The organism is Mesorhizobium sp. P160187 (assembly GCF_057766425.1).
Genome location: NZ_JBYMDX010000003.1, coordinates 1,274,316 through 1,293,249 on the forward strand (window position 1 = coordinate 1,274,316; position 18,934 = coordinate 1,293,249).

An 18,934-nucleotide genomic window follows, 5' to 3' on the forward strand; every position below is an offset into this window, starting at 1 on the left:
GTGGCCCACAAGCTTTTCGCAGCCAAGCGCTTGATGAGAAATTGAATCGATCTAATTTGCCGCGCAAAGCCATTCCTTGACCGGATTCGGGCCATGAACGCGCAAGACACCATGCAGAGCGCCCTTCAGGGGCGATGGGCCGTAGCCGCGATCTTCCTCGCCAACGGCTTCCTGACCGGCAGCTGGGCGCCGCAGATTCCGGTGTTCCTGACCCGGCTCGACATCTCGAAATTCACCCTCGGTCTGCTGATCCTGCTGTTCGGCGTCGGCGCGGTCGCGGCCATGAGCTGGTGCGGCCATCTGATCTCCAGGCATGGCTCGCGCACCGTGTTGCGCTGGTTCGGCCTTTGCGGCAGCCTCGGCCTGCTGATCGTGGCGCTGGCGCCCAACGTGCCGCTGGCGGCGATCGCCATGATCATCTTCGGCGGCTCGATCGGCGGCATGGATGTCGCGATGAACGCCAATGCGGTGGTGGTCGAGCGCCGGCTGTCCCGCGCCATCATGTCGTCCTCGCACGGCTTCTGGAGCCTCGGCGGTTTCGCCGGTGGCGGTCTGGGCGGTTACGCCATCCAGACTTACGGCCACCTCGCCCATGCGGCTGTGGTCACGGTCATAGCTTTTGCCGTCATTGCCGTGGCGGTCGGCTACCTCATCGCCGAGGACAAGCCGCAGGCCGCCGAGCATCACAGATTAACGCTGCCGGCCAACCCGCTGGTCTATCTTGTCGGGCTGATGGCGCTGCTGACGATGATTTCCGAGGGCGCCGTGCTCGACTGGGCAGCGCTTTATCTCCGGCAGGAGCTCGGCGCCGACCTCGCCATCGCCGGCCTTGCCTACGCCGCCTTCTCCGGCGTCATGGCTGTCATGCGCTTTTTCGGCGACGGCGTGCGCAACCGCTTCGGCGCGGTGGCGACGCTGCGCGGCTCGGCGGTGGTCGCCGCCGCCGGCATGCTGGTCGCCGGCCTGTCGCCTTCGCCCTGGATCGCCATCGCGGCTTTTGCTCTCTGCGGCTTCGGCATCGCCAATATGGTGCCGATCATCTTCTCGGCCGGCGGCAACCAGGAAGGCATGTCGTCGGGCACCGGCATGAGCGTCGTCACCACCATGGGCTATTCCGGTATATTGGTGGCGCCGTCGGCGATCGGCTTCGTTGCCGAGCGTTCGAGCTTCGGCCCGATTTTCGTCGCCATGTCGGCGCTGCTGACCGTCGTGCTCTCGATGGCCGGGCTCGCTCACCGCGCCGAATTCGCGGCCGCCCCCGCCGAATAGCGCTTCAGCTCCTCATAGAGGAAATCCGCGACGCGGCGGATGCGCACGCTGGTGCGCACGTCGCGATGCATGGCCAGCCACACCGGCAGGCTGGGCAGTGGCAGGCCGGGCAGCAGTTTCTCCAGCGACGGGTCGCTGTCCGTCAGCGGCTCCTGGCCAAGACCGACGCCGTTTCCCGCCCGCAGCGCTTCCCACAGAACGATCTGGTTGTCGGCCCTGAAGCGGAAGCTGCTCCGGGTGACGGGGATGCCGGCCTGGGTAAAGCCCCGGATCATCTCGTCGCTGCGGTCGAAGCCGATCAGCGGATGGTCGAGAAGATCGGCGGGCTTGAGCGGGCGGCCGTGCTGGTCGAGATAGGATTTCGCCGCGCAGCAGCAGAGCTTGATATCGCAGACCTTGCGCGCCGTCAGCTCGTTCTGCGCCGGCTTGACCATGCGGATGCCGAGACCGGGTCCGCTCGACGAGCCGGCAATCGCCTTCCCGAAAGCCGCGGAATAGCTGCATTCGACCAGTCAGACAAAAGGCCGTCCGGAACAACCGGGCGGCCTTTTGCATTGTCCCCTCGTATCCGACCAGCAAGGCGAGGGACTCTTAATGACCGTCAGCACCATCCTCATCATTGTCTTGATCCTGATCCTGATCGGCGCCGTACCGGCCTGGCCGCATTCGCGCTCCTGGGGCTATGGGCCATCGGGCATCGTCGGCATTGTGCTGGTGGTGCTGCTGATCCTGGTGCTGATGGGCAGGGTTTGATTGGGGCAAGAGACCTCTGCGATCAGCGGGTCCTCGCCCGATGAAGTGCTGGCAATAGGCATACGGCGGCGCCCGCCCCCACTCCGTCCGCTTCGCGGCCACCTCTCCCACATGTCCATGGGGGAGAGGAAATGCCAAGCTTTTCAAGGCAGCGATCTTGGCGATTAGCATTTCCTCTCCCCCACGAATGTGGGGGTAGAGGTGGCTGGGCGAAGCCGAGACGGAGCGGGGGAGCTCCATATGCGATTGGCCCGAAATCGAGATGACGAGCACACGCTGTGCCCCCCTTGGCCACCCCGCCCCCTTGCGTATACGCTGCCCGCACCATAATCGCCGAGGGAGCCATCAAGGTGAACACCGCCAACCCGCCAAGGCCGCTCGCCGAGATCGCCAGCTATCACGCCCACATCTACTATGACGGCCAAGCCGAGCGGCAACACGCCGAATGGCTGCGCCTGCGCATCGGCGAACGTTTTCGCGTGCGCCTGGGCAACTGGCGCGACGAGCCGGTCGGCCCGCACGAGCAGGCCATGTACCAGGTCTCCTTCGCCACCGAGATCTTCGCCACGCTGGTCCCATGGCTGATGCTGAACCACGGCGGCCTGAGCATTCTCATCCACCCCAACACCACCAACCCCAAACGCGACCATCTCGTCGATCCGATCTGGATCGGCCGGCCGCTGGGGGTGCATGGGGAGGTGCTCGGCGAGGAAGATGAGGCGGAAGAGGCGCTGGAGGTGAATACGGAGCCGACGTTGGGGGCGTAGGGAGGCGTTCTGCAAAGTAGAGACTTGGCCTTGGAGACGCGTTCACCAGTAGCCTAGCTCAGGCATGCCTCAGGTCTTTGAGCTGGCCCCAGCGGAATCCCAAAGGCAGAAATTCGAGCGTACAGGCGGACCGGCACGATCCACCCCAGAAAAGTACGCCCAGCAGTCATTAGCGATGAGTGCAATCTCCAGCCGCAGAGTCGGCGAGCTGGTGGGCATGGCGTCAAAGCAGCGGGGGTAAGGTGGTCGCGGAAGCGCTACCGCCTTTCCCCGACAGGTCGGCGGCTCGGCCCTCAACGGGATGAACGTCCGCCAAATCTTGTCGACCGGCCTGGCCGCACTGCCTGAAAACGCCAACGGCGTTTCCCTTCAATGCTTCGCATCCCTACGCCGGCGGCAATCTTGCGCAGATATGGTCGCAAACGTCACTGCGGAAGGAAGTGGCCGCGTACTTGCTACCCGCCTGTACAACATGACCAACGATCCCGGCATGAAGGACATCGTGTCCTTCCTTATTGCGCGCGACACCATGCACCCACAGCAGTGGCTCACGGCCATTGAAGACATGGGCGGACTTAACGCGTTTCTGCCGGTCCCAACTCCTTCCCGTGTGTATCAGGACGTATCCTATGCCTTCATCAATTGCTTCGTCGAAGGTATCGAACCAGCGCGGGGCCGTTGGAGGATGGACCGTCGATGGACGGCAAGGGAGAGTTCTCCCTGGTCGCCGGTACGCCGAGGCGGGGCCGCCGAATAGGCAAACATTGCAATACAGGAGGCAGCCGGCACTCGGCTCCTGCCCACGAGGGACAGGTCAACTCACTGTTGACTGGGTGCGTGCCTGACGAAGCTCTTCGTTTCGGCTGAGATAAATGCTCTCACTTACGGAACATCGCAGGTTCGTCGAAGTTGGAAAGCTACGGAGGACGTGCACATGAACAGTGTAATCTATCTTATCGGCCTTATCGTCGTCGTGCTCGCGGTCCTCTCCTTCCTCGGTTTTCACTAGGTGGCCTCATGCAGCATGAGAAGGATCAGGGTGGACAGCCCACCGATTTCGACAAGGCGAAAAGCGACGTCTCCGAAAGACTTCGCCAGGAAAATGAGCGTGCCAGCGAGTTGCTTCACGACGCGCGGGACGAGGTGACCCGTAAGGCTGGCGACTATGCATCTGAAGCCACGCAGGTCATCTCCGACAAGGCGGAGGAGGCGCAGCGCGACATCGGATCGAGCTTGGCGGCGTTGGGTGGTGCACTGCGAGCGGCCAGCGATCACCTTGCCAGCAACGATGAAAGGAACGCATCGAAGTTCGCTTTGGATGCTGCCAGTGGCCTTGAGCGGCTTTCATCGTCCTTGAAACAGAAGCCCTTTAGCCAAGTCCTTGATGACGTGCAGTCCTTCGGCCGGCAAAATCCCGGTGTCCTGCTTGCGGGATCGGTGTTGGCCGGATTGGCTCTCGGGCGGTTCATCAAGGCTTCTCCGCCGGCAAGGCCCGATTCTGAGGCCGCTCCGGGAGGCCTCAAATCACACACCGATCAGCCACAGGGTTGGTCCGCTGATCGTCCACAAGATTTTGGCGTGGTCGGCGATGATGGGGCCACGCAGATCGCGGAGCAGGACAGATGAACAACCAGGACAATCCCAGCCTTGCCGGGCTAGTCACCGATTTGGCCCAGAATGTCACCACTCTGGTGCAAACCGAGGCGAGGCTGTTTCGGGCCGAGCTCTCTGAAAAGCTTACCAAAGCCGGAGCAGGTGCCGCGGAAGTGCTGGGCGGCGCGATTTGCCTGCTCGCCGCGCTCTTGGTGTTGCTGCAGGCGCTCATTATCGCACTGACGCGAGCAGGGCTTGGCGCGGGGTGGTCTTCCCTGCTGGTCGGTGTGGTCGTGGCGGTCCTCGGCGTCATCCTGCTGCGGACGGGGACGGCCAGCATGGCGCCTTCGGAACTTACCCCCGACCGGACTCAGGGACAGCTCAAGCGCGACGCGAGCGCGATTAAGGAGCAGGTGAGATGAACGAGAAATCCGCAGCCGAACTTGAACGCGAGGCCGAGGCTGCTCGCGCTCGGGTGATGGAGACCGCCGAATCCATTCGAGGCAAGATGACGCCGGGACAATTGCTGGATGAGTTCACCGGGTTGTTCTCGGGAGGGGAGAGCGCGGCCATGCTCAGCAATCTCAGAACGCAGGTCCGAGACAATCCTTTGCCGGTCACCATGGTGGGCGCAGGTCTGGCCTGGCTGATGTTCGGCAGCGGTACCTCAAACACCGCCCACCGTTCGGCTGGCTATCCATTGCCTTCAGCGCCGGGACGACATGATGCAGCAGGGGAGCGCGGCGGCTTGGGCGGCACGCTCTCCGACGCCGCGGAATCGCTCTCCTCGAGCGCTACCAGCGTCGGCGACACCATATCGAACGCCGCAAGAGCCGCTGCGGCGGGCCTGACGGGAAGCGCTGCCAATGCAAGCTCGACGACTGGGGACATGGCGGCGAAAGCCAGCCGCTCCGCGCAAGATCTGTTGGAGGATCAACCCTTGGCCGTAGCGGCCGTCGGTCTCGCCATCGGCGCCGCTATAGGTGCAATGCTGCCCCATACCGCAACGGAGGACGAGCAACTAGGCGCCTATGGCGACAAGCTTCGCGATTCCGCCGAAACTTTGCTCAATAGGGGCCTCGATGAGGCCAAGCAGGTCGCCGCCGACGCCTATGAGACCATCAAGCAGGAAGCTGGCCGGCAAGATATGGAAGCAGACACGATAGCCGATCAGCTCGGCGAGATCGTGAAGTCCACAGCAGACAAGACCGAGCATGCCGTGCGCGAACGTATTTCCGATACGTCTCAGCGCCAAACCTAGCTTGATGATCCTGGATCAACGATAGCCGGCCTCTCCAGAAAGGGGCCGGTGTTGTCCGTCAAACGGTGACCCGCTCGAGTCACTTCAGAGCGGTGTGCGGACTGATGTCCCTTGCCGATAGTAATCCAGCGGATCAGGTTCTCTGGATTGTTGGCCAACCCGCCGCCGATAAGACGCGGTCAGCAAAACTGGTATCTAGGCGAGGACCGACCTGCACTTGAAGGTCGCAGACCGAGGATGCCGGTCCGCTCTGGGACGTAGGGCGACACCCCACTTCACCCCCCAGCCAGCCGCGGCAGCAGGAAAATCTCGGCCCCCGGCGGCAGTTCCTTCGACCACGTATCGCGATAGATCGTCCCGTCGATCGCCACCGCGATGCCCTTCTCGATCCAGGGCTCGATGCCGGGATACTGTTCAGCCAGTTTCCTGAACAGCTCCCTGATGTCCTTGGCCTCGACCTCGACCTTGCTCTGGCCGCCGGCGAGCTGGCCCAGCGCGCCCCAGAGCGTCACTTCGACCACTAGGGCAAGAACCTCATTTTTGCCCTAGCCTCCCCGTTCCGCCTCGATCGCGGCGAGGACCCTTGGCGGCGACATCGGGATGTGGGTCATGCGCACGCCGGCTGCGTTGGAGACGGCATTGGCGATCGCCGCCAGCGGCGGCACGATCGAGGTTTCGCCGACGCCGCGCACGCCATAGGGGTGGTTGGGATTGGGTATCTCGAGGATCTGCGTGTCGATCATCGGCAGGTCCGAGCAGACCGGGATGCGGTAGTCGAGGAAGCCGGCGTTCTGGAGACGCCCATCCTTTCCGTAGATGTACTCCTCGTTGAGCGCCCAGCCGATGCCTTGCGCCGCACCGCCCTGGTACTGGCCCTCGACATAGGTGGGGTGCACCGCCTTGCCGGCATCCTGGATCACCGTGTAGCGGATCACCCTGGTCGAGCCGGTATCGGGGTCGACCTCGATGTCGCATATATGGGTGGCGAAGGAGACGCCGGCGCCGTCGGCGACGAGCTCGCTGTGGCCGGCGATCGGCCCGCCGGTCTTGCCGGAAGCGGCGGCGATCTCCTTCAGCGACAGGGCTGCAAGGTTGCCGTATTTCTCGCCCTTGGCGATGGCGTGGCCGTTTTCCCAGACCACGTCGTCGACGGGGATGTCCCACGTCTGGGCGGCGCGCTCACGCAGGATCTTGATGGCGTTGCGGGCGGCCGAGATGGTCGCCATCGAGGACGAGAAGGTGCCGCGGCTGCCGTCGGTCATGTCGTTGTAGCCAAGCGAGGACGTGTCGGCGACCACCGCCTTGAGCTGGGCATAGTCGATGCCGAGCTCCTCCGCCGCCACCAGCGACAGCGACGCGCGCGAACCGCCGACATCCACCGTGCCGACGGCCAGCGACACCGAGCCGTCCATGCCGATGTTCAGGTCCACGCAGGTCTGGCCGCCGAAATTGAACCAGAAGCCGCAGGCCATGCCGCGGCCCTGGTTCTTGCTCAGCGGCGCCTTCATGTGCGGATGGTGCTTGGCCGCCTCCAGCGTCGGGCCGATGCCGATCGGGCCGTAGACCGGACCGTAGGAGGAGCGGGTGCCTTCCTGCGCGGCGTTCTTGATGCGGAACTCGACCGGGTCCATGCCGAGTTCCTTGGCCAGCTCGTCGACGGCACTTTCCACCGCGAACGCCGCCATCGGCGCGGAAGGCGCGCGATAGGCCGCGGTCTTTGGCCGGTTGACCAGCACTTCGAAGCCGACCGTCTGGACGTTGTCGAGCTTGTAGCAGGCGAAGGCCGTCATGGCGCCGATCTCGGCCCAGGTGCCGGCATAGGGGCCGCTGGTGTAGCGCAGCGTCGCCTCGGCGGCGGTGATGGTGCCGTCCTTGCGGGCGCCGATCTTCACGTCGATCGAGGTGGCACTGGTCGGACCGGAGGCGCGGAACACCTCGTCGCGGGTCATCACCAGCTTCACGGGCCGTCCCGCCTTGCGCGACAGCGCCAGCGCCACCGGCTCGGCCCAGACATGGGTCTTGCCGCCGAAGCCGCCGCCGATCTCCGAGGAGGTGACGCGCAGCTTCGAGGCTTCCAGCCCGAGCAGTTGCGCACAATGCTGGCGGTAGACGAAATGGCCCTGCGTGCAGACCCAGAGGTCGGCGGTGCCGTCGGACGAGACGCTCGCCACGCAGGCATGCGGCTCGATATAGCCCTGATGCGTCTGCTCGGTCTTGAAGGAACGCTCGACGATGACATCGGCGTGCCCAAAGCCCTGATGGACATCGCCATGGCCGAACTGGCTGCGCTTGGTGACGTTGGACGGCTTTGCCGGCTTTTCCTCGAGACCCTCGGTGAAGATCGTGTCGTTGATCAACGGCGCGGTGTGCTTCATCGCCTCGTCGACATCGGTCACATGCGGCAACAGCTCGTACTCGACCTCGATGAGCTTCAGCGCCTGCCTTGCCGTGCGGGCATCGACGGCGGCGACCGCGGCCACGGCGTGGCCGTCATAGAGAGCCTTGCCGCGCGCCATGCAATTGTCGAGGACGTCGTACATGGCGGCATCGCCATCGGTGAGATCGGGCAGGTCGGCGGCGGTGATCACCGCTTTCACGCCGGCCAGCTTTTCCGCTTTCGAAGTGTCGATCTTGAGGATCCTGGCATGCGCATGCCGGCTGCGCAGGACACGCCCGACCAGCTGTCCCGCCATGTTGAAGTCGGCGCCGTAACGGGCGCGTCCCGTCACCTTGTCGACGCCGTCGGGACGGATAGGCCGCGTGCCGACGGAGGAGAATTTGCGGCCCGAAAAGCGTGGATCGAAGTTCATGCGTGCGCTCCCTTCATCACATTGGCCGCATCCTGGACCGCGCGCACGATCTTGTCGTAGCCGGTGCAGCGGCAGAGGTTTCCGGCGAGGCCGAAGCGGATTTCTTCCTCGGTCGGATCGGGGTTCTTGGCCAAAAGGTCCTTCGCCGCGATCAGGAAGCCCGGCGTGCAGATGCCGCATTGCAAGGCTGCATGCTCGAGGAATTTCTGCTGCAGCGGATGCAACTGATCGCCATGCGCCATGCCCTCGACGGTTTCGATATGCCGGCCTTCGGCTTCAGCGCCAAGCACAAGGCAGGAGCAGACCAGCCGATTGTCGAGAATGATCGAGCAGGCGCCGCAGTCGCCGGTGCCGCAGCCTTCCTTGGCGCCGGTCAGCCCGAGCCGATCGCGCAGGACGTCGAGCAACGTCTCGTCGGGCTGGCAAAGGTATTCGACGTGATCGCCGTTGATTGTCGTTGAAACTGCTACACCGGCCATCATTTGCCTCCTGCGCGTGCGTAGGCGGTCGTCGCGGCCCGTCCGGCCAGCACGCCCGCAACTTTTCGTCTGAACTCGATGGTGCCGCGCTTGTCGTCGATGGGGCGGCAGGCCCCAGCGCAGATCTTGGCGAGCCGCTCAAGTGCCGCCTCGTCCAGCTTCCTGCCGATGAGAGCCTCGGCTGCTTCTTCCACCAGAAGCACGGTCGGGGCCGCGGCGCCCAGCGCGACGCGCGCGGCCGTGATGACGCCATGCTCGTCGAGCGACAGCTTCACGCCGGCGCTGACCACGGCGATGTCCATCTCGGTGCGCGGAATGAACCTGAGATAGGCGTCGCCCGAACGCGGCTCCCGCTTGCCGAGCAGGATCGCCTCGACGATCTCACCCTTGGTGAGCGAGGTCTTGCCGGGCCCGATCGGCACGGCCTCGACAGGAATGGTGCGCTTGCCCGAGGGACCGGCAACCACGGCCTTTGCGGCGGCGGCCACCAAGGCCGGGACGCTGTCGGCGGCCGGCGAGGCGTTGCACAGATTGCCAACGATGGTGCAGCGGCCCTGGACCTGCTTGGAGCCGATCAGCTTCGACGCTTCGACGACACCGGGCCAGGCCTTCTTCAGAACCGAGCTCTCGCCCAGGACGGCGCAGGGGACGGTGGCGCCGATGCTGAAGCCGTCGGCCGTCTCCCTGATCTCGCTCAAGCCCTCGATCGCCTTGATATCGACGATCAGGTCGGGATCGACAAACCCGCCCTTCATCCGAACGAGGAGGTCACTGCCTCCAGCGAGAATGGCTGATGTGCCGGAAGCGTCGGCCAGCAGGCCAACGGCGTCTTCGATTGAAAGCGGACGTATGTAACGCATCGTCTCCCCTTGGTGATGGTGATCTCGCCGACCGTTATAAACAGTCTCCTCATAATGACCATCCGGTTGCTGATTTCCAGCGATTGGGCCAGCACTGCGAGAGAGATTTTTGTCTAAAGTCTTTGTTTTGATGCATGTCGCTGTCCCAGAACCGCGCACACTTCTGGGCGACATGCATTCAAGCGGCGTCTTTTGCATTGTCGAGGCTGATGCCGATGTCCTTCAATGCCTCGGCCACGGCCTCGTCCAGCGGCGTGTGCGGGACTTCGCCGATGATGCCTTCCAGCCGGTCGGACACGAGCCGGTGCGGTTCGAAGCGCAGATAGGACATCGAGACGATCTCGCGCCACATCGCCACGAACGGGCTGCCGGCGCGCAGCACCCACCAGGGCATGAAGGTCAGTTTCAGCGGACGGCCCAGCGCCTTCTCGGCCGCGGCCTTGATGTCCATGTCGGTGACGGCGTGGCCGGGGAAGTTGAGCGCCTCAAAGAAGCCGAGCTTGCCCTGATTGCGCGCCAGGCCGACGAAGCCGATGGCGAAGTCCGGCAAATAGGCCCATTCATGCACGAGGTTGGCAGGGCCGGGCGCGGTGTAGACACCGTTGCTCATCTTGGCGGCGACGACGAGGTCGAACCATGATCCGCTGCCGGTGCCGCCGAAGAAATCGCCGGCGCGCAGGATGATGGTGCGGACGCGGCCGGCATCGGCCTCGCGGCGAAACAGCGCTTCCATGGCGCAGCGGATGCGGCCCTTCTCGGTCGTCGGGCGGAACGGCGTGTCTTCGGTGACGAGTTGAGGCATCGGTGAGCCGTAATTGTAGACAGTGCCGGGGAAGAGATGCAGCGCGCCATTGGCATGGCAGGCGGCCATGACGTTCTCCGCCATCGGCAGGCATTTGCTCCAATCGGTGTAGATCGGGTTGAGACCGTTGAAGATGATGTCGACACCCTGCGTGGCGCGGATCAGCGCCTCGCGGTCGAGCGCATCGCCGGCGACGGCGGTGGCGCCCTTGAGTTCGGCCGGGACCTTGCCGGTGCGGGTGACGGCGCGGACATCGAAGCCGGCGTCGATGAAGGCTTTGCCAACCACGCGGCCGAGCCGGCCATTGGCGCCTAGAATTGCGATCTTGGTCATTTTTCTTCTCCGTGTCTGTGTTTGCACGGTGAATATGATGCGTTCATACGCGAATGAAAATTGACTATGGATGCAGATTTGTTATTCATAAATGAATGGAAGACATCGACTGGAACCTGATCAAGAGTTTCGTCACCGTGGCGGAGACCGGCAGCCTGTCGGCCGCGGCGCGCAAACTGTCGGCCAGCCAACCGACGCTCGGGCGTCACATCGGTGAGCTCGAACAGGCGTTGGGCATCACCTTGTTCCGGCGCGGGCGGCGCGGCTATGCGCTGACGGAAGCAGGCGCCACGCTGTTCGAACGCGGCAAGGCCGTGAGCGAGCAGGCGAGCGCGTTCTCACTATTGGCATTGGGCTCGGTCGAGGCGATCGAAGGCACGGTGCGCATTGCCGCCAGCGAGGTGGTGGCGGCCTATGTGCTGCCGAGGATGACGGCGCGGCTCGGCATCGAGGAACCCGGCATCGAGGTCGAGATCGTCGCCTCGAACCAGGTCGAGAACCTGCTGCGAAGGGATGCCGATATCGCCCCCATAGGCGCATCGGGCTTCTTGTCGCGGCCGAACAGCCGGCGGAAGAACGCGTAGAAGCGGCTGTTCTTGCTGCGCGTGAAGATCATCAGCATGGACGGCGTCACCACCAGCGTCAGCAGCGTGGCGAAGGACAGGCCGAAGACGATGGCCGAGGACAGCGAAATCCACCATTGCGTCGACGGCGCGTTGATCGTCGTCTCGTGATGGAAGATTTCCAGCCCGAGACCAAAGGCGATCGGCAGCACGCCGAGGATGGCCGATACCGCCGTCAGCACCACCGGGCGGGCGCGCTCGCGGCAGGTCTGCAGCACCGCCTCCATCTTGTCCCAGCCCTCTTCGCGCAGCCGGTCATAGGTGTCGATGAGCACGATGTTGTTGTTCACCACCACGCCGGCCAGCGCGATGACGCCGATGCCCGACATGACGATGCCGAAGGCCTCGCCGGTCAGGAGCAGCCCCAGGAACACACCGATCGTCGCCATGACCACGCAGGACAGCACCAGAAGCACGCTGGTGAACTTGTTGAACTGCATCAAGAGCACCAGGAAGATCAGGAAGATCGCCGCGCCGAAGGCCTTGCCGAGGAAGGCGCTGGCTTCGGCGCTGTCCTCGTTCGACCCCGCCAGCTTCCAGCGTATGCCGTTGTCGAGCTTCATGTCGGTGACCGCCTTGGTCACCTCCGCCTGCACCGCCGCAACCTGGTTACCGGCGGCGACGTTGGCCTGGACGACCACTGTGCGGGCGCCATCGATGCGGTTGAGGATGCCGACGGTCGGCTCCGGCTTGCGCACGACGAAGTTGGAGATCGGCACCGAGCCTTGCGCAGTCTGCACCCGGAGCTCGTCGAGCGTCGACAGCGTGCGGCGGTCTTCAGGCAGCCGCAGCCTGATGTCGACGGCATCGTCGGCGCCGGCAGGCCTGTACTCGGACAGCTTCAACCCGTTGGTCACCAGTTGCACCACCGTGCCGACGGCGGTCGGGCTGATACCGTATTGCGCCGCCTTGGCGCGGTCGACCTCGAGCGCCCAGTCGACGCCGGGCGGCGGCAGGCCGTCGGAAACGTCGATGACACCGGGCACCTTGGCAATGCGCGCCGCAACCGCGCGGGCCTGGTCGTCGAGCCCTTTGGGGTCGATGGCCGAAAGCCGCAGCTGCACCGCCTTGCCCGTGGGAGGACCGGCCTCCGGCACGCGCACTTCGACATCGACGCCGGGAATGCCGGCCATGACGGTGCGCAGCTCATCCAGGATATTGTTCGCCGATTTGCGCTCGCGCCAGTCGATGAACTCATACTGGATGACGCCGACGACGTCCTCCGGCACGTCCTGTCCGCCGCCCTGCGTCTTGCCGACGCGGGTATAGACCGATTTGACGCCAGGCCAGCCAAGCAGCCGGTTTTCGGCGATCCTGGTCGCCGTGTCCATTTCGGCCAGCGAGAGATTGCCGCGGGCATGCACATAGAGCAGGCCGTAATCGGGCTCGACGCTGGGGAAGAACTCGACGCCGGCGCCATATTTCGAATAGGCGAAGCCGACGCCGGTGAGCAGCACGGCGGTGAGCACCAGCACGGTGATGGGGAAGCGCACCGCCTGTTTGACCAGCGCCATGTACCAGCCGTCGCGATTGTGTTCCTCGTGATGCTCCGGCGCCTTGGCGAAAAGCGCGCCCAGCGTCGGCGCGAACACCAGCGCATAAAGCATCGAGGCCGACAGCGTGACGATCAGCGTGATCGGCATGTATTTCATGAAGTCGCCGATGATGCCGGGCCAGAACAGCAGCGGCGAAAACGCCGCGATGCGGGTCATGGTCGCGGCGATGACCGGACCGGCCATGCGCTTGGCGGCCAGCGTGAAGGCTTCCGCCTTCGGCATGCCTTCGCCCATGCGCCGTTCGGCAAATTCGGTGACGATGATGGCGTCGTCGACCAGCATGCCGACCGCCAGGATAAGGCTGAACAGCACGATCATGTTGATCGTGTAGCCCATCATCGCAAGCAGCAGGATGCCGATCAGGAAGGATGACGGAATGGCAAGCCCGATCAGCAGCGAGGCGCGGCCCGACAGCGCATAGAGGATGACGATGAACACCAGGATGACGGCGATCATCACGTGGTTCTGCAGGTCGCCCAGCAGCTGGTTGACGAAGACAGACTTGTCCTGCGTGTAGGTGATGTTCATGCCTTCCGGCATCGTCTTGACGTAGGCGTCGGACACTTCCCGCACCTTGGCCAGCGTGTCGATCAGGTTGGCGCCGATGCGCTTCTTGACTTCGATGGCGATGGCCGGCTTGCCGTTGAGGCGAGTGATGGTCTCGGCGTCGGCGAAGGTCGAACGCACCGTGGCGATGTCCTTCGCCTGCACGACGGCATTGGGGCCGGCGACCACCGGCAAGGACGCGACATCCTCGGGTGTCTCGATCAGCGACGGCACCTTGACCGCGTATTTGCCTTCCGAACCCTCGATATTGCCGGCGGCGACCAGGCTGTTGGAAGCGCCGACCGCGCCGATCAACTGGTCGAGCTGCAGGCCGTAGGAGGACAGCTTCATCGGGTCGATGACGACCTCGACGAGATCGTCGCGCGCGCCTTGTATGGTGCCCTCAAGAACGCCCGGGACTTCCTCGATGCGGTCGCGCAGTTCGCGCGCCGCCGCCGTAAGCACACGCTCGGGCACATCGCCGGACAGCGTGACGACCAGGACGGGAAACTCGGAAATGTTGACCTCGGTAACAACCGGTTCTTCTGCCGCTTGGGGAAGGTCAGCCTTCGCGTCCTGAACCTTCGAGCGTGTATCAGTCACCGCGGTGTCGACTTTTATAGACGGCAGAAACTCAAGGAAGACAAAGGCACCGCCCTGATAGGCGGATGATTTCATCTCCTTTAACCCCTTGAGACTCTTAAGCTTTGCCTCCAGAGGCCTAAGCAGAAGTCTTTCAGCGTCTTCGGGCGCGATGCCTTGATAGGCAACATTTATATAAACATAAGGGGTAGGAACGTCGGGTTCCGCTTCCTTCGGTGTCGACTGATAGGCGACCCAGCCCGCCAGCAGCAGGAAGACCAGCACCGCAATGGTCAGCCGGGCATTGTTGATCGCGAGTTTGACGATATCCATGGCCTGTTCTCAAGATTTCAGGAGCCGCATGGCGGCCGGTTGTCCCCGCCCGGGGCCACCCGGCGCTACTGCGTTGTCGCTTCGCCCAACAGTTTCTGGATGGTCGCCTGGTCGGCCTCGACCGGCTTGACGACGTCCCCTTCCTTGACGAGCTCCTGGCCGGCGACGATGACGCGGGCATCGGCGGGAATGCCGCCAAGCACCAGGCCCTTCGGCGAGTCATCGACCAGGTCGATCGGGAAGAACACCACCTTGTTGTCCTTGTCGACGGCGCGGATGCCGAGGTCTCCCTTGTCGCCCAGCGTCACCACGGAGCGCGGCAACATGACGGCGTCGGTCGGCTGCGCGCTGAGCGCAATCTCTGCCGTCATGCCGGCCGGCACCGAGCCGTCGGCATTGGGGACGGCGATCTCGACGCGGAAGGTGCGCGTCGCCGACGAGGCGTCGCGGCTGATGTAGCGCACGGTGCCTTCGACGGTCTGGCCGCTGACCAGCCGCACAGCAGCCTTGTCGCCGAGCTTGAGATAGCCGAGGTCGCGTTCGCTGACTTCACCGCGCGCAATCACCGGATCGAGCTTGAGGATGGTTGCCACCTCGCCGCCCTGCATGACGGAACTGCCGAGCTCCACCGGCACCCGGTCGATGACGCCGTCGAAGGGCGCCTTGACCAGATTGCGGTCGAGTTCGGCCTGCGCCGTTTCCAGCTGCGACTGCGCAGCGGTCAGGTTCGAACGCGCCGTGTCGAGCTGCAGCTTGGGCAGATTGCCGGTCTTCATGAGCCGCAGCGACGCTTCGAGTTCAGCCTGGCGCTGCACGACGAGCTGCTTGGCATTGTCGACCATCGAGATCTTTTCTTCCGCCGCAAGCATCAGCACCAGATCGCCGGTCTTGACGTGATCGCCCTGCTTGACCGGCAGCTTTTCGATGACGCCGGCGACACGCGTCGCCAGCACGGCGCGCTTGTCGGCCTCGGTCAGCCCGGAAATGCGGATGGCGCGGGCATAGGTCTTGCGCGGCGGCGTCACCACCGCGACGGTGCGCAGCGGCGCCTTCGGTTCGGCCTCGGCTGCCTTAGGCCCAGTGGTCGGGGGCTTGGCTGCGTCCGGCGCCTTGGCCTGATCGCCCGGCTTGGCCTGGTCGCCCGGCTTGGCAGCGCCTTCGACAGCGGCGCTGCCGACGGACGAGAACGCGCCTGTTCCCATCCAGGCGGCGAAGCCGATGAGCACGACAATAGCGGCAAGCTTGTGAAACCTGATCTTCGGCATCATTTTTTTCCACTGCGGGGTTCGGCCAAGTCGTTATCCAACAGGGTGTCCGTCGTCTAACAGCTACCGTGTCTTCCAACTCGGGCGCATCGCCGATATGGGTGCGCGCCAGGCCGTGTTCAATTTGCCGTGAACGGCGAAGCCGCGCTTCTACATCAAAGTTGCATCGCAATACAGTCGAAAAGTTGCAGGGGCATTGCGCAAGGCAGGCGTAGTGTGGCCAACGGAAACGGTTTTATCGGCGCCCCGTCAGGCGGCGGAACCACAGTCTCGGAACCATACGGATGTTGGAGGCGCTTTGTTTTCAAGGCGTTTTGGGCACTGACATCCCCTGTGCCCGCACCAGTTTTTGACGCTCAAATGTGGGCGCGCCCTGCGTCGTCGCGACTTGAATGGCAGTAGGCGTCAGTATGATTTTGTATACCGTCACACGCAGAAGTTGCGCCGCATCGGGAAAGCCGCCGGCGCTGCTCCGAAAAACTCAGGCCCGCCGGCGTTCCGCCTCCGGCTTCTTGCGGGCGGCGAGAAATTCCTTCACCCGCCGTCCCGGTGCCGGCCCGCGCACCGGTTTGAAGCCGTCATCGAGTTCGCCGGAAAGATCGAGCGTCGGCCGCTTGCCGACGGCGTCGTAATTCTCCTCCAGCCAGTCGCTGGCCGCTATACGGCCAAGGTCTCTGAGATAGCTCAGGAAGGCCCATTCCGCATTGACCTTGGACGACGCCGACAGATCCTTGAACGCCTCGTCGGCATCGATGCGGTGCATGCGGATGTCGCGGTATTCGCCAGGCGGCAGCCGGCCGGCGGCGATCAGCTCCTTGACGAAGGCGATCGAGCGGAATTCGTTCAGCAGCCCGGCATTGAAGGTGATCTCGTCGATGCGGTTCTGGATTTCGTTGGCGCTTCTCGGCGTGCCTTCGCGCACCACCGGATTGATCTGCACCAAAAGCACATCCTCGGTCGCCGCCGTCTTGAAGAACGGGAACAGCGCCGGATTGCCGCCATAGCCGCCATCCCAATAGGGCACGCCCTTGATCTCGACGGCGCGGAACAATTGTGGCAGGCAGGCCGAGGCCATCACCGTGTCGAGGTCGATCTCGCCATCGGAAAAGACGCGCAGCTGGCCGGTCTCGACATTGGTCGCCGAAATGAACAGCTCCATCGACTTGCAGGCGTGAACATTTTTGAAATCGATCTCCTGCTCGACCACGTCGCGCAGCGGGTTCAAGCCCAGCGGATTGGCGACATAGGGCGAAAACACTCGGGACATGGTGTCGAAGAAGAAATATCCGGGCGTGTTCTCGATCGACCAGTTGCCCCAGGCGACGTCCCACGGCATGCGCTGCACCGGGCTGAAGCGGCCCTTGGCCGCCACCGCGCGCCAGAAATCGTCGAGCTTTTGCCGTGCACCCTCGACGCCGGCGCGCACAAACCCATCGGCCAGCGCCACCGCATTCATGGCGCCGGCGCTGGTGCCGGACACCGCCGCGATCTCCAGCCTGCCATCCTCCAGCAGCCGGTCGAGCACGCCCCAGGAGAAGGCCCCGTGCGAGCCGCCGCCCTGCAGCGCGATGTTGATCTTCTTCGTTTCCTCCGCCTTGCCGTTTTTGGTCATGGCGTTCCTGTTCGGTTTGGTCGCTGCTGCCTCATTCCGCCCGGGGATCGGGCGGGTTCGACTGCAGCGGACTTATATTGCAGCGCAGCATATAAGGGATGACCAAGGCAAGAACACGAACACGGTCGCGTGATCACATGAAATTTTGGTCATGGGGAATGGTCCTCCACGCCCAGGTCTTCGCCCTACGAATACCCCCACCCTTGATCCCTCCCCACAAGGGGGAGGGAGACTTGGTAGACGCTGATCTCAGCAAACCACCGACGTTTCGGCGGCGCGCGCCAGCTGCCCTCCCCCTTGTGGGGGTCCGAAGGACGGGCGAGACCCGTGGCTCGCCCCGGCAAGCTAGGGTGGGGTCCTCTTCGCAACAATCTGAACTTGGAACCTCAGGCCACGAGGTCCGGCACCGGCCCGACATAGCGCGATTGTGGACGGATCAGCCGCCCCGTCGTCTGCTGTTCGCGCGCATGCGCGATCCAGCCGGCGACACGTCCGGCGGCAAAGACATTGCTGAACGCCTGTGGCGGAAAGCCAGCCGCCTCAAGCACAAGCGCTGTGTAAAACTCGACATTGGTCTGCAGCGAGCGCTGCGGCTTGGCGATCCGCAGCACTTCGAGCGCCGTCTGCTCGACCTGTTCGGCGAAGGCCAGGCGGCGGCCGGCTTCGCCCTCGCTGCCGAGCTGCCGCACGACGGCTTTCAGTACATCGGCGCGCGGATCGCGCACGCGGTAGATACGATGGCCGAAACCCATGATGCGCTCGCCATGCGCGACCTTCTCGCGCAGCCAACCGGCCGCGTCGCCATGCGCCTGGATTGCATCGAGCATCTCGATCACCGGGCCGGGCGCGCCGCCGTGCAGCGGCCCCTTGAGCGCGCCGAGCCCGGCCAGCACCGACGATGTCAGCCCTGCCAGCGTCGATGCGACGACGCGGGTGGCAAAGGTCGAGGCGTTGAGGCCGTGATCGCACACGGTGACCAGATAGGTGTCGAGTGCCCTTGCCAGCGCCGGCGACGGGACGGATCCCTCGAGCATCCTCAGCATGTCGGCGGCATGATCGGCCTTCGCGTCAGGTGCGATCGGCTGCTCGCCACGCGCCAGCCGCAGCAGAGCCGGCGTCAGCACGGCGGGCGCCGCGATCAGCCGCAAGGCGTCCGTCAGCGTCTCGCCATCCGGCAGCAGCGCCATGCCGGCGCGCATGGCGCCATAGATCTCAATCGGTGCGAGCAGCGGCAGCGAGGGTGCAAGCCGCTCGAACAGCTCGACGCGAGCCTTGCCCAGCCTCGCTGCCAGTTCGGCATCGCCGGGAAGGCCGTCGAAGAAGCCGTCGAGCAACAGGCGAACCACTTGCGCATAGCGCCAGCGTCCCGCCAATTCCGGCAGCGAATGACCGCGGATCGTCAGGCGGCCACCAAGGCCATCGACATCGGAGAGCACGGTCTCCGCCGCCACCACATCATCGAGCCCGTTCGCCATATCTCATCTCCTTGC

16 protein-coding genes and 2 pseudogenes are annotated in these 18,934 nt (G+C 64.2%); 8 read left to right on the forward strand and 10 right to left on the reverse strand.

Translation table 11 applies throughout. The annotated features are described in order from the left end of the window. The first annotated feature begins 93 nt into the window (after positions 1 to 93). Positions 94 to 1,269, forward strand: coding sequence for an MFS transporter (locus tag AC3CCE_RS09565; protein WP_352623661.1), 1,176 nt, complete (start codon positions 94 to 96; stop codon positions 1,267 to 1,269). Here the strand turns inward: AC3CCE_RS09565 and AC3CCE_RS09570 are convergent. Continuing rightward, positions 1,233 to 1,715, reverse strand: a pseudogene (locus AC3CCE_RS09570) (LysR substrate-binding domain-containing protein); the annotation flags it as partial. The gene AC3CCE_RS09565 and the pseudogene AC3CCE_RS09570 overlap by 37 nt on opposite strands. A 148-nt stretch (positions 1,716 to 1,863) precedes the next feature. On the opposite strand from AC3CCE_RS09570, the gene AC3CCE_RS09575 reads away from it, so the two are divergent. The 6 genes from AC3CCE_RS09575 to AC3CCE_RS09600 all read left to right on the forward strand — a co-directional run bounded on the left by AC3CCE_RS09575 (position 1,864) and on the right by AC3CCE_RS09600 (position 5,643). Then, a complete protein-coding gene (locus AC3CCE_RS09575) occupies positions 1,864 to 2,022 on the forward strand; it encodes a DUF3309 family protein (RefSeq protein WP_023673853.1) in 159 nt (52 codons plus the stop codon). Between the two features lie 350 nt (positions 2,023 to 2,372). Then, positions 2,373 to 2,789 (forward strand): DOPA 4,5-dioxygenase family protein, encoded by a 417-nt coding sequence (locus AC3CCE_RS09580; RefSeq protein WP_023690511.1) that lies wholly within the window; start codon positions 2,373 to 2,375, stop codon positions 2,787 to 2,789. 301 nt (positions 2,790 to 3,090) lie between these two features. Continuing rightward, complete coding sequence (locus tag AC3CCE_RS09585; RefSeq protein ID WP_081725537.1) at positions 3,091 to 3,546, forward strand: manganese catalase family protein; 456 nt, start codon at positions 3,091 to 3,093, stop codon at positions 3,544 to 3,546. 260 nt (positions 3,547 to 3,806) lie between these two features. Then, complete coding sequence (locus tag AC3CCE_RS09590) at positions 3,807 to 4,415, forward strand: hypothetical protein (RefSeq protein ID WP_023693627.1); 609 nt, start codon at positions 3,807 to 3,809, stop codon at positions 4,413 to 4,415. Continuing rightward, positions 4,412 to 4,804 carry a phage holin family protein gene (locus tag AC3CCE_RS09595; RefSeq protein WP_023693628.1) on the forward strand — a complete coding sequence of 131 codons (393 nt, stop codon included), beginning with the start codon at positions 4,412 to 4,414 and terminating at the stop codon, positions 4,802 to 4,804. The genes AC3CCE_RS09590 and AC3CCE_RS09595 overlap by 4 nt, the downstream gene beginning before the upstream one ends. Positions 4,805 to 4,860: 56 nt before the next feature. Further along, complete coding sequence (locus AC3CCE_RS09600; protein ID WP_352623664.1) at positions 4,861 to 5,643, forward strand: hypothetical protein; 783 nt, start codon at positions 4,861 to 4,863, stop codon at positions 5,641 to 5,643. 275 nt (positions 5,644 to 5,918) lie between these two features. Here AC3CCE_RS09600 and AC3CCE_RS09605 read toward each other — a convergent pair whose 3' ends face one another. The 5 genes from AC3CCE_RS09605 to AC3CCE_RS09625 form a co-directional block, all read right to left on the reverse strand. Further along, positions 5,919 to 6,164: a MoaD/ThiS family protein gene (locus tag AC3CCE_RS09605; RefSeq protein WP_023684042.1), complete on the reverse strand. Its 246-nt coding sequence runs from the start codon at positions 6,162 to 6,164 to the stop codon at positions 5,919 to 5,921. A 24-nt stretch (positions 6,165 to 6,188) separates the two neighbouring features. Continuing rightward, complete coding sequence (locus AC3CCE_RS09610; protein ID WP_352512242.1) at positions 6,189 to 8,453, reverse strand: xanthine dehydrogenase family protein molybdopterin-binding subunit; 2,265 nt, start codon at positions 8,451 to 8,453, stop codon at positions 6,189 to 6,191. Further along, positions 8,450 to 8,932, reverse strand: coding sequence for a (2Fe-2S)-binding protein (locus AC3CCE_RS09615; protein ID WP_023684040.1), 483 nt, complete (start codon positions 8,930 to 8,932; stop codon positions 8,450 to 8,452). Before AC3CCE_RS09615 ends, AC3CCE_RS09610 begins: the two co-directional genes overlap by 4 nt. Next, positions 8,932 to 9,792, reverse strand: a complete 861-nt coding sequence (locus tag AC3CCE_RS09620; protein ID WP_023816392.1) for an FAD binding domain-containing protein — start codon at positions 9,790 to 9,792, stop codon at positions 8,932 to 8,934. The genes AC3CCE_RS09615 and AC3CCE_RS09620 overlap by 1 nt, the downstream gene beginning before the upstream one ends. 178 nt (positions 9,793 to 9,970) lie before the next feature. Further along, on the reverse strand, positions 9,971 to 10,927 hold the full coding sequence (locus AC3CCE_RS09625; protein WP_352623667.1) for an SDR family oxidoreductase: 957 nt from the start codon (positions 10,925 to 10,927) through the stop codon (positions 9,971 to 9,973). Positions 10,928 to 11,022: 95 nt separating this feature from the next. Here AC3CCE_RS09625 and AC3CCE_RS09630 point away from each other — a divergent pair. Then, a pseudogene (locus tag AC3CCE_RS09630) lies at positions 11,023 to 11,454 on the forward strand (LysR family transcriptional regulator); the annotation flags it as partial. Here AC3CCE_RS09630 and AC3CCE_RS09635 read toward each other — a convergent pair. The 4 genes from AC3CCE_RS09635 to AC3CCE_RS09650 form a co-directional block, all read right to left on the reverse strand. Next, a complete protein-coding gene (locus AC3CCE_RS09635; protein ID WP_352623669.1) occupies positions 11,340 to 14,567 on the reverse strand; it encodes an efflux RND transporter permease subunit in 3,228 nt (1,075 codons plus the stop codon). The pseudogene AC3CCE_RS09630 and the gene AC3CCE_RS09635 overlap by 115 nt on opposite strands. A gap of 65 nt (positions 14,568 to 14,632) precedes the next feature. Further along, entirely contained in the window at positions 14,633 to 15,832 is a 1,200-nt protein-coding gene (locus AC3CCE_RS09640; protein ID WP_027050802.1) for an efflux RND transporter periplasmic adaptor subunit, read from the reverse strand. A gap of 481 nt (positions 15,833 to 16,313) precedes the next feature. Next, the gene (locus AC3CCE_RS09645) at positions 16,314 to 17,444 is read right to left on the reverse strand and encodes a patatin-like phospholipase family protein (protein ID WP_023715056.1); all 1,131 of its coding nucleotides are present in this window, start codon (positions 17,442 to 17,444) and stop codon (positions 16,314 to 16,316) included. Between the two features lie 386 nt (positions 17,445 to 17,830). Next, positions 17,831 to 18,919: a citrate synthase/methylcitrate synthase gene (locus AC3CCE_RS09650; protein ID WP_023702794.1), complete on the reverse strand. Its 1,089-nt coding sequence runs from the start codon at positions 18,917 to 18,919 to the stop codon at positions 17,831 to 17,833. Between the last annotated feature and the right edge of the window lie 15 nt (positions 18,920 to 18,934).

Bases quoted from the DNA above. Each gene is read 5' to 3' on its own strand.
- AC3CCE_RS09575 (WP_023673853.1), top strand. From the start codon at position 1,864: ATGACCGTCAGCACCATCCTCATCATTGTCTTGATCCTGATCCTGATC.
- AC3CCE_RS09600 (WP_352623664.1), top strand. From the start codon at position 4,861: ATGGAGACCGCCGAATCCATTCGAGGCAAGATGACGCCGGGACAATTG.
- AC3CCE_RS09640 (WP_027050802.1), bottom strand. From the start codon at position 15,832: ATGCCGAAGATCAGGTTTCACAAGCTTGCCGCTATTGTCGTGCTCATC.
- AC3CCE_RS09595 (WP_023693628.1), top strand. From the start codon at position 4,412: ATGAACAACCAGGACAATCCCAGCCTTGCCGGGCTAGTCACCGATTTG.
- AC3CCE_RS09625 (WP_352623667.1), bottom strand. From the start codon at position 10,927: ATGACCAAGATCGCAATTCTAGGCGCCAATGGCCGGCTCGGCCGCGTG.
- AC3CCE_RS09585 (WP_081725537.1), top strand. From the start codon at position 3,091: ATGAACGTCCGCCAAATCTTGTCGACCGGCCTGGCCGCACTGCCTGAA.
- AC3CCE_RS09645 (WP_023715056.1), bottom strand. From the start codon at position 17,444: ATGACCAAAAACGGCAAGGCGGAGGAAACGAAGAAGATCAACATCGCG.
- AC3CCE_RS09615 (WP_023684040.1), bottom strand. From the start codon at position 8,932: ATGGCCGGTGTAGCAGTTTCAACGACAATCAACGGCGATCACGTCGAA.
- AC3CCE_RS09565 (WP_352623661.1), top strand. From the start codon at position 94: ATGAACGCGCAAGACACCATGCAGAGCGCCCTTCAGGGGCGATGGGCC.
- AC3CCE_RS09590 (WP_023693627.1), top strand. From the start codon at position 3,807: ATGCAGCATGAGAAGGATCAGGGTGGACAGCCCACCGATTTCGACAAG.
- AC3CCE_RS09620 (WP_023816392.1), bottom strand. From the start codon at position 9,792: ATGCGTTACATACGTCCGCTTTCAATCGAAGACGCCGTTGGCCTGCTG.
- AC3CCE_RS09610 (WP_352512242.1), bottom strand. From the start codon at position 8,453: ATGAACTTCGATCCACGCTTTTCGGGCCGCAAATTCTCCTCCGTCGGC.
- AC3CCE_RS09635 (WP_352623669.1), bottom strand. From the start codon at position 14,567: ATGGATATCGTCAAACTCGCGATCAACAATGCCCGGCTGACCATTGCG.
- AC3CCE_RS09650 (WP_023702794.1), bottom strand. From the start codon at position 18,919: ATGGCGAACGGGCTCGATGATGTGGTGGCGGCGGAGACCGTGCTCTCC.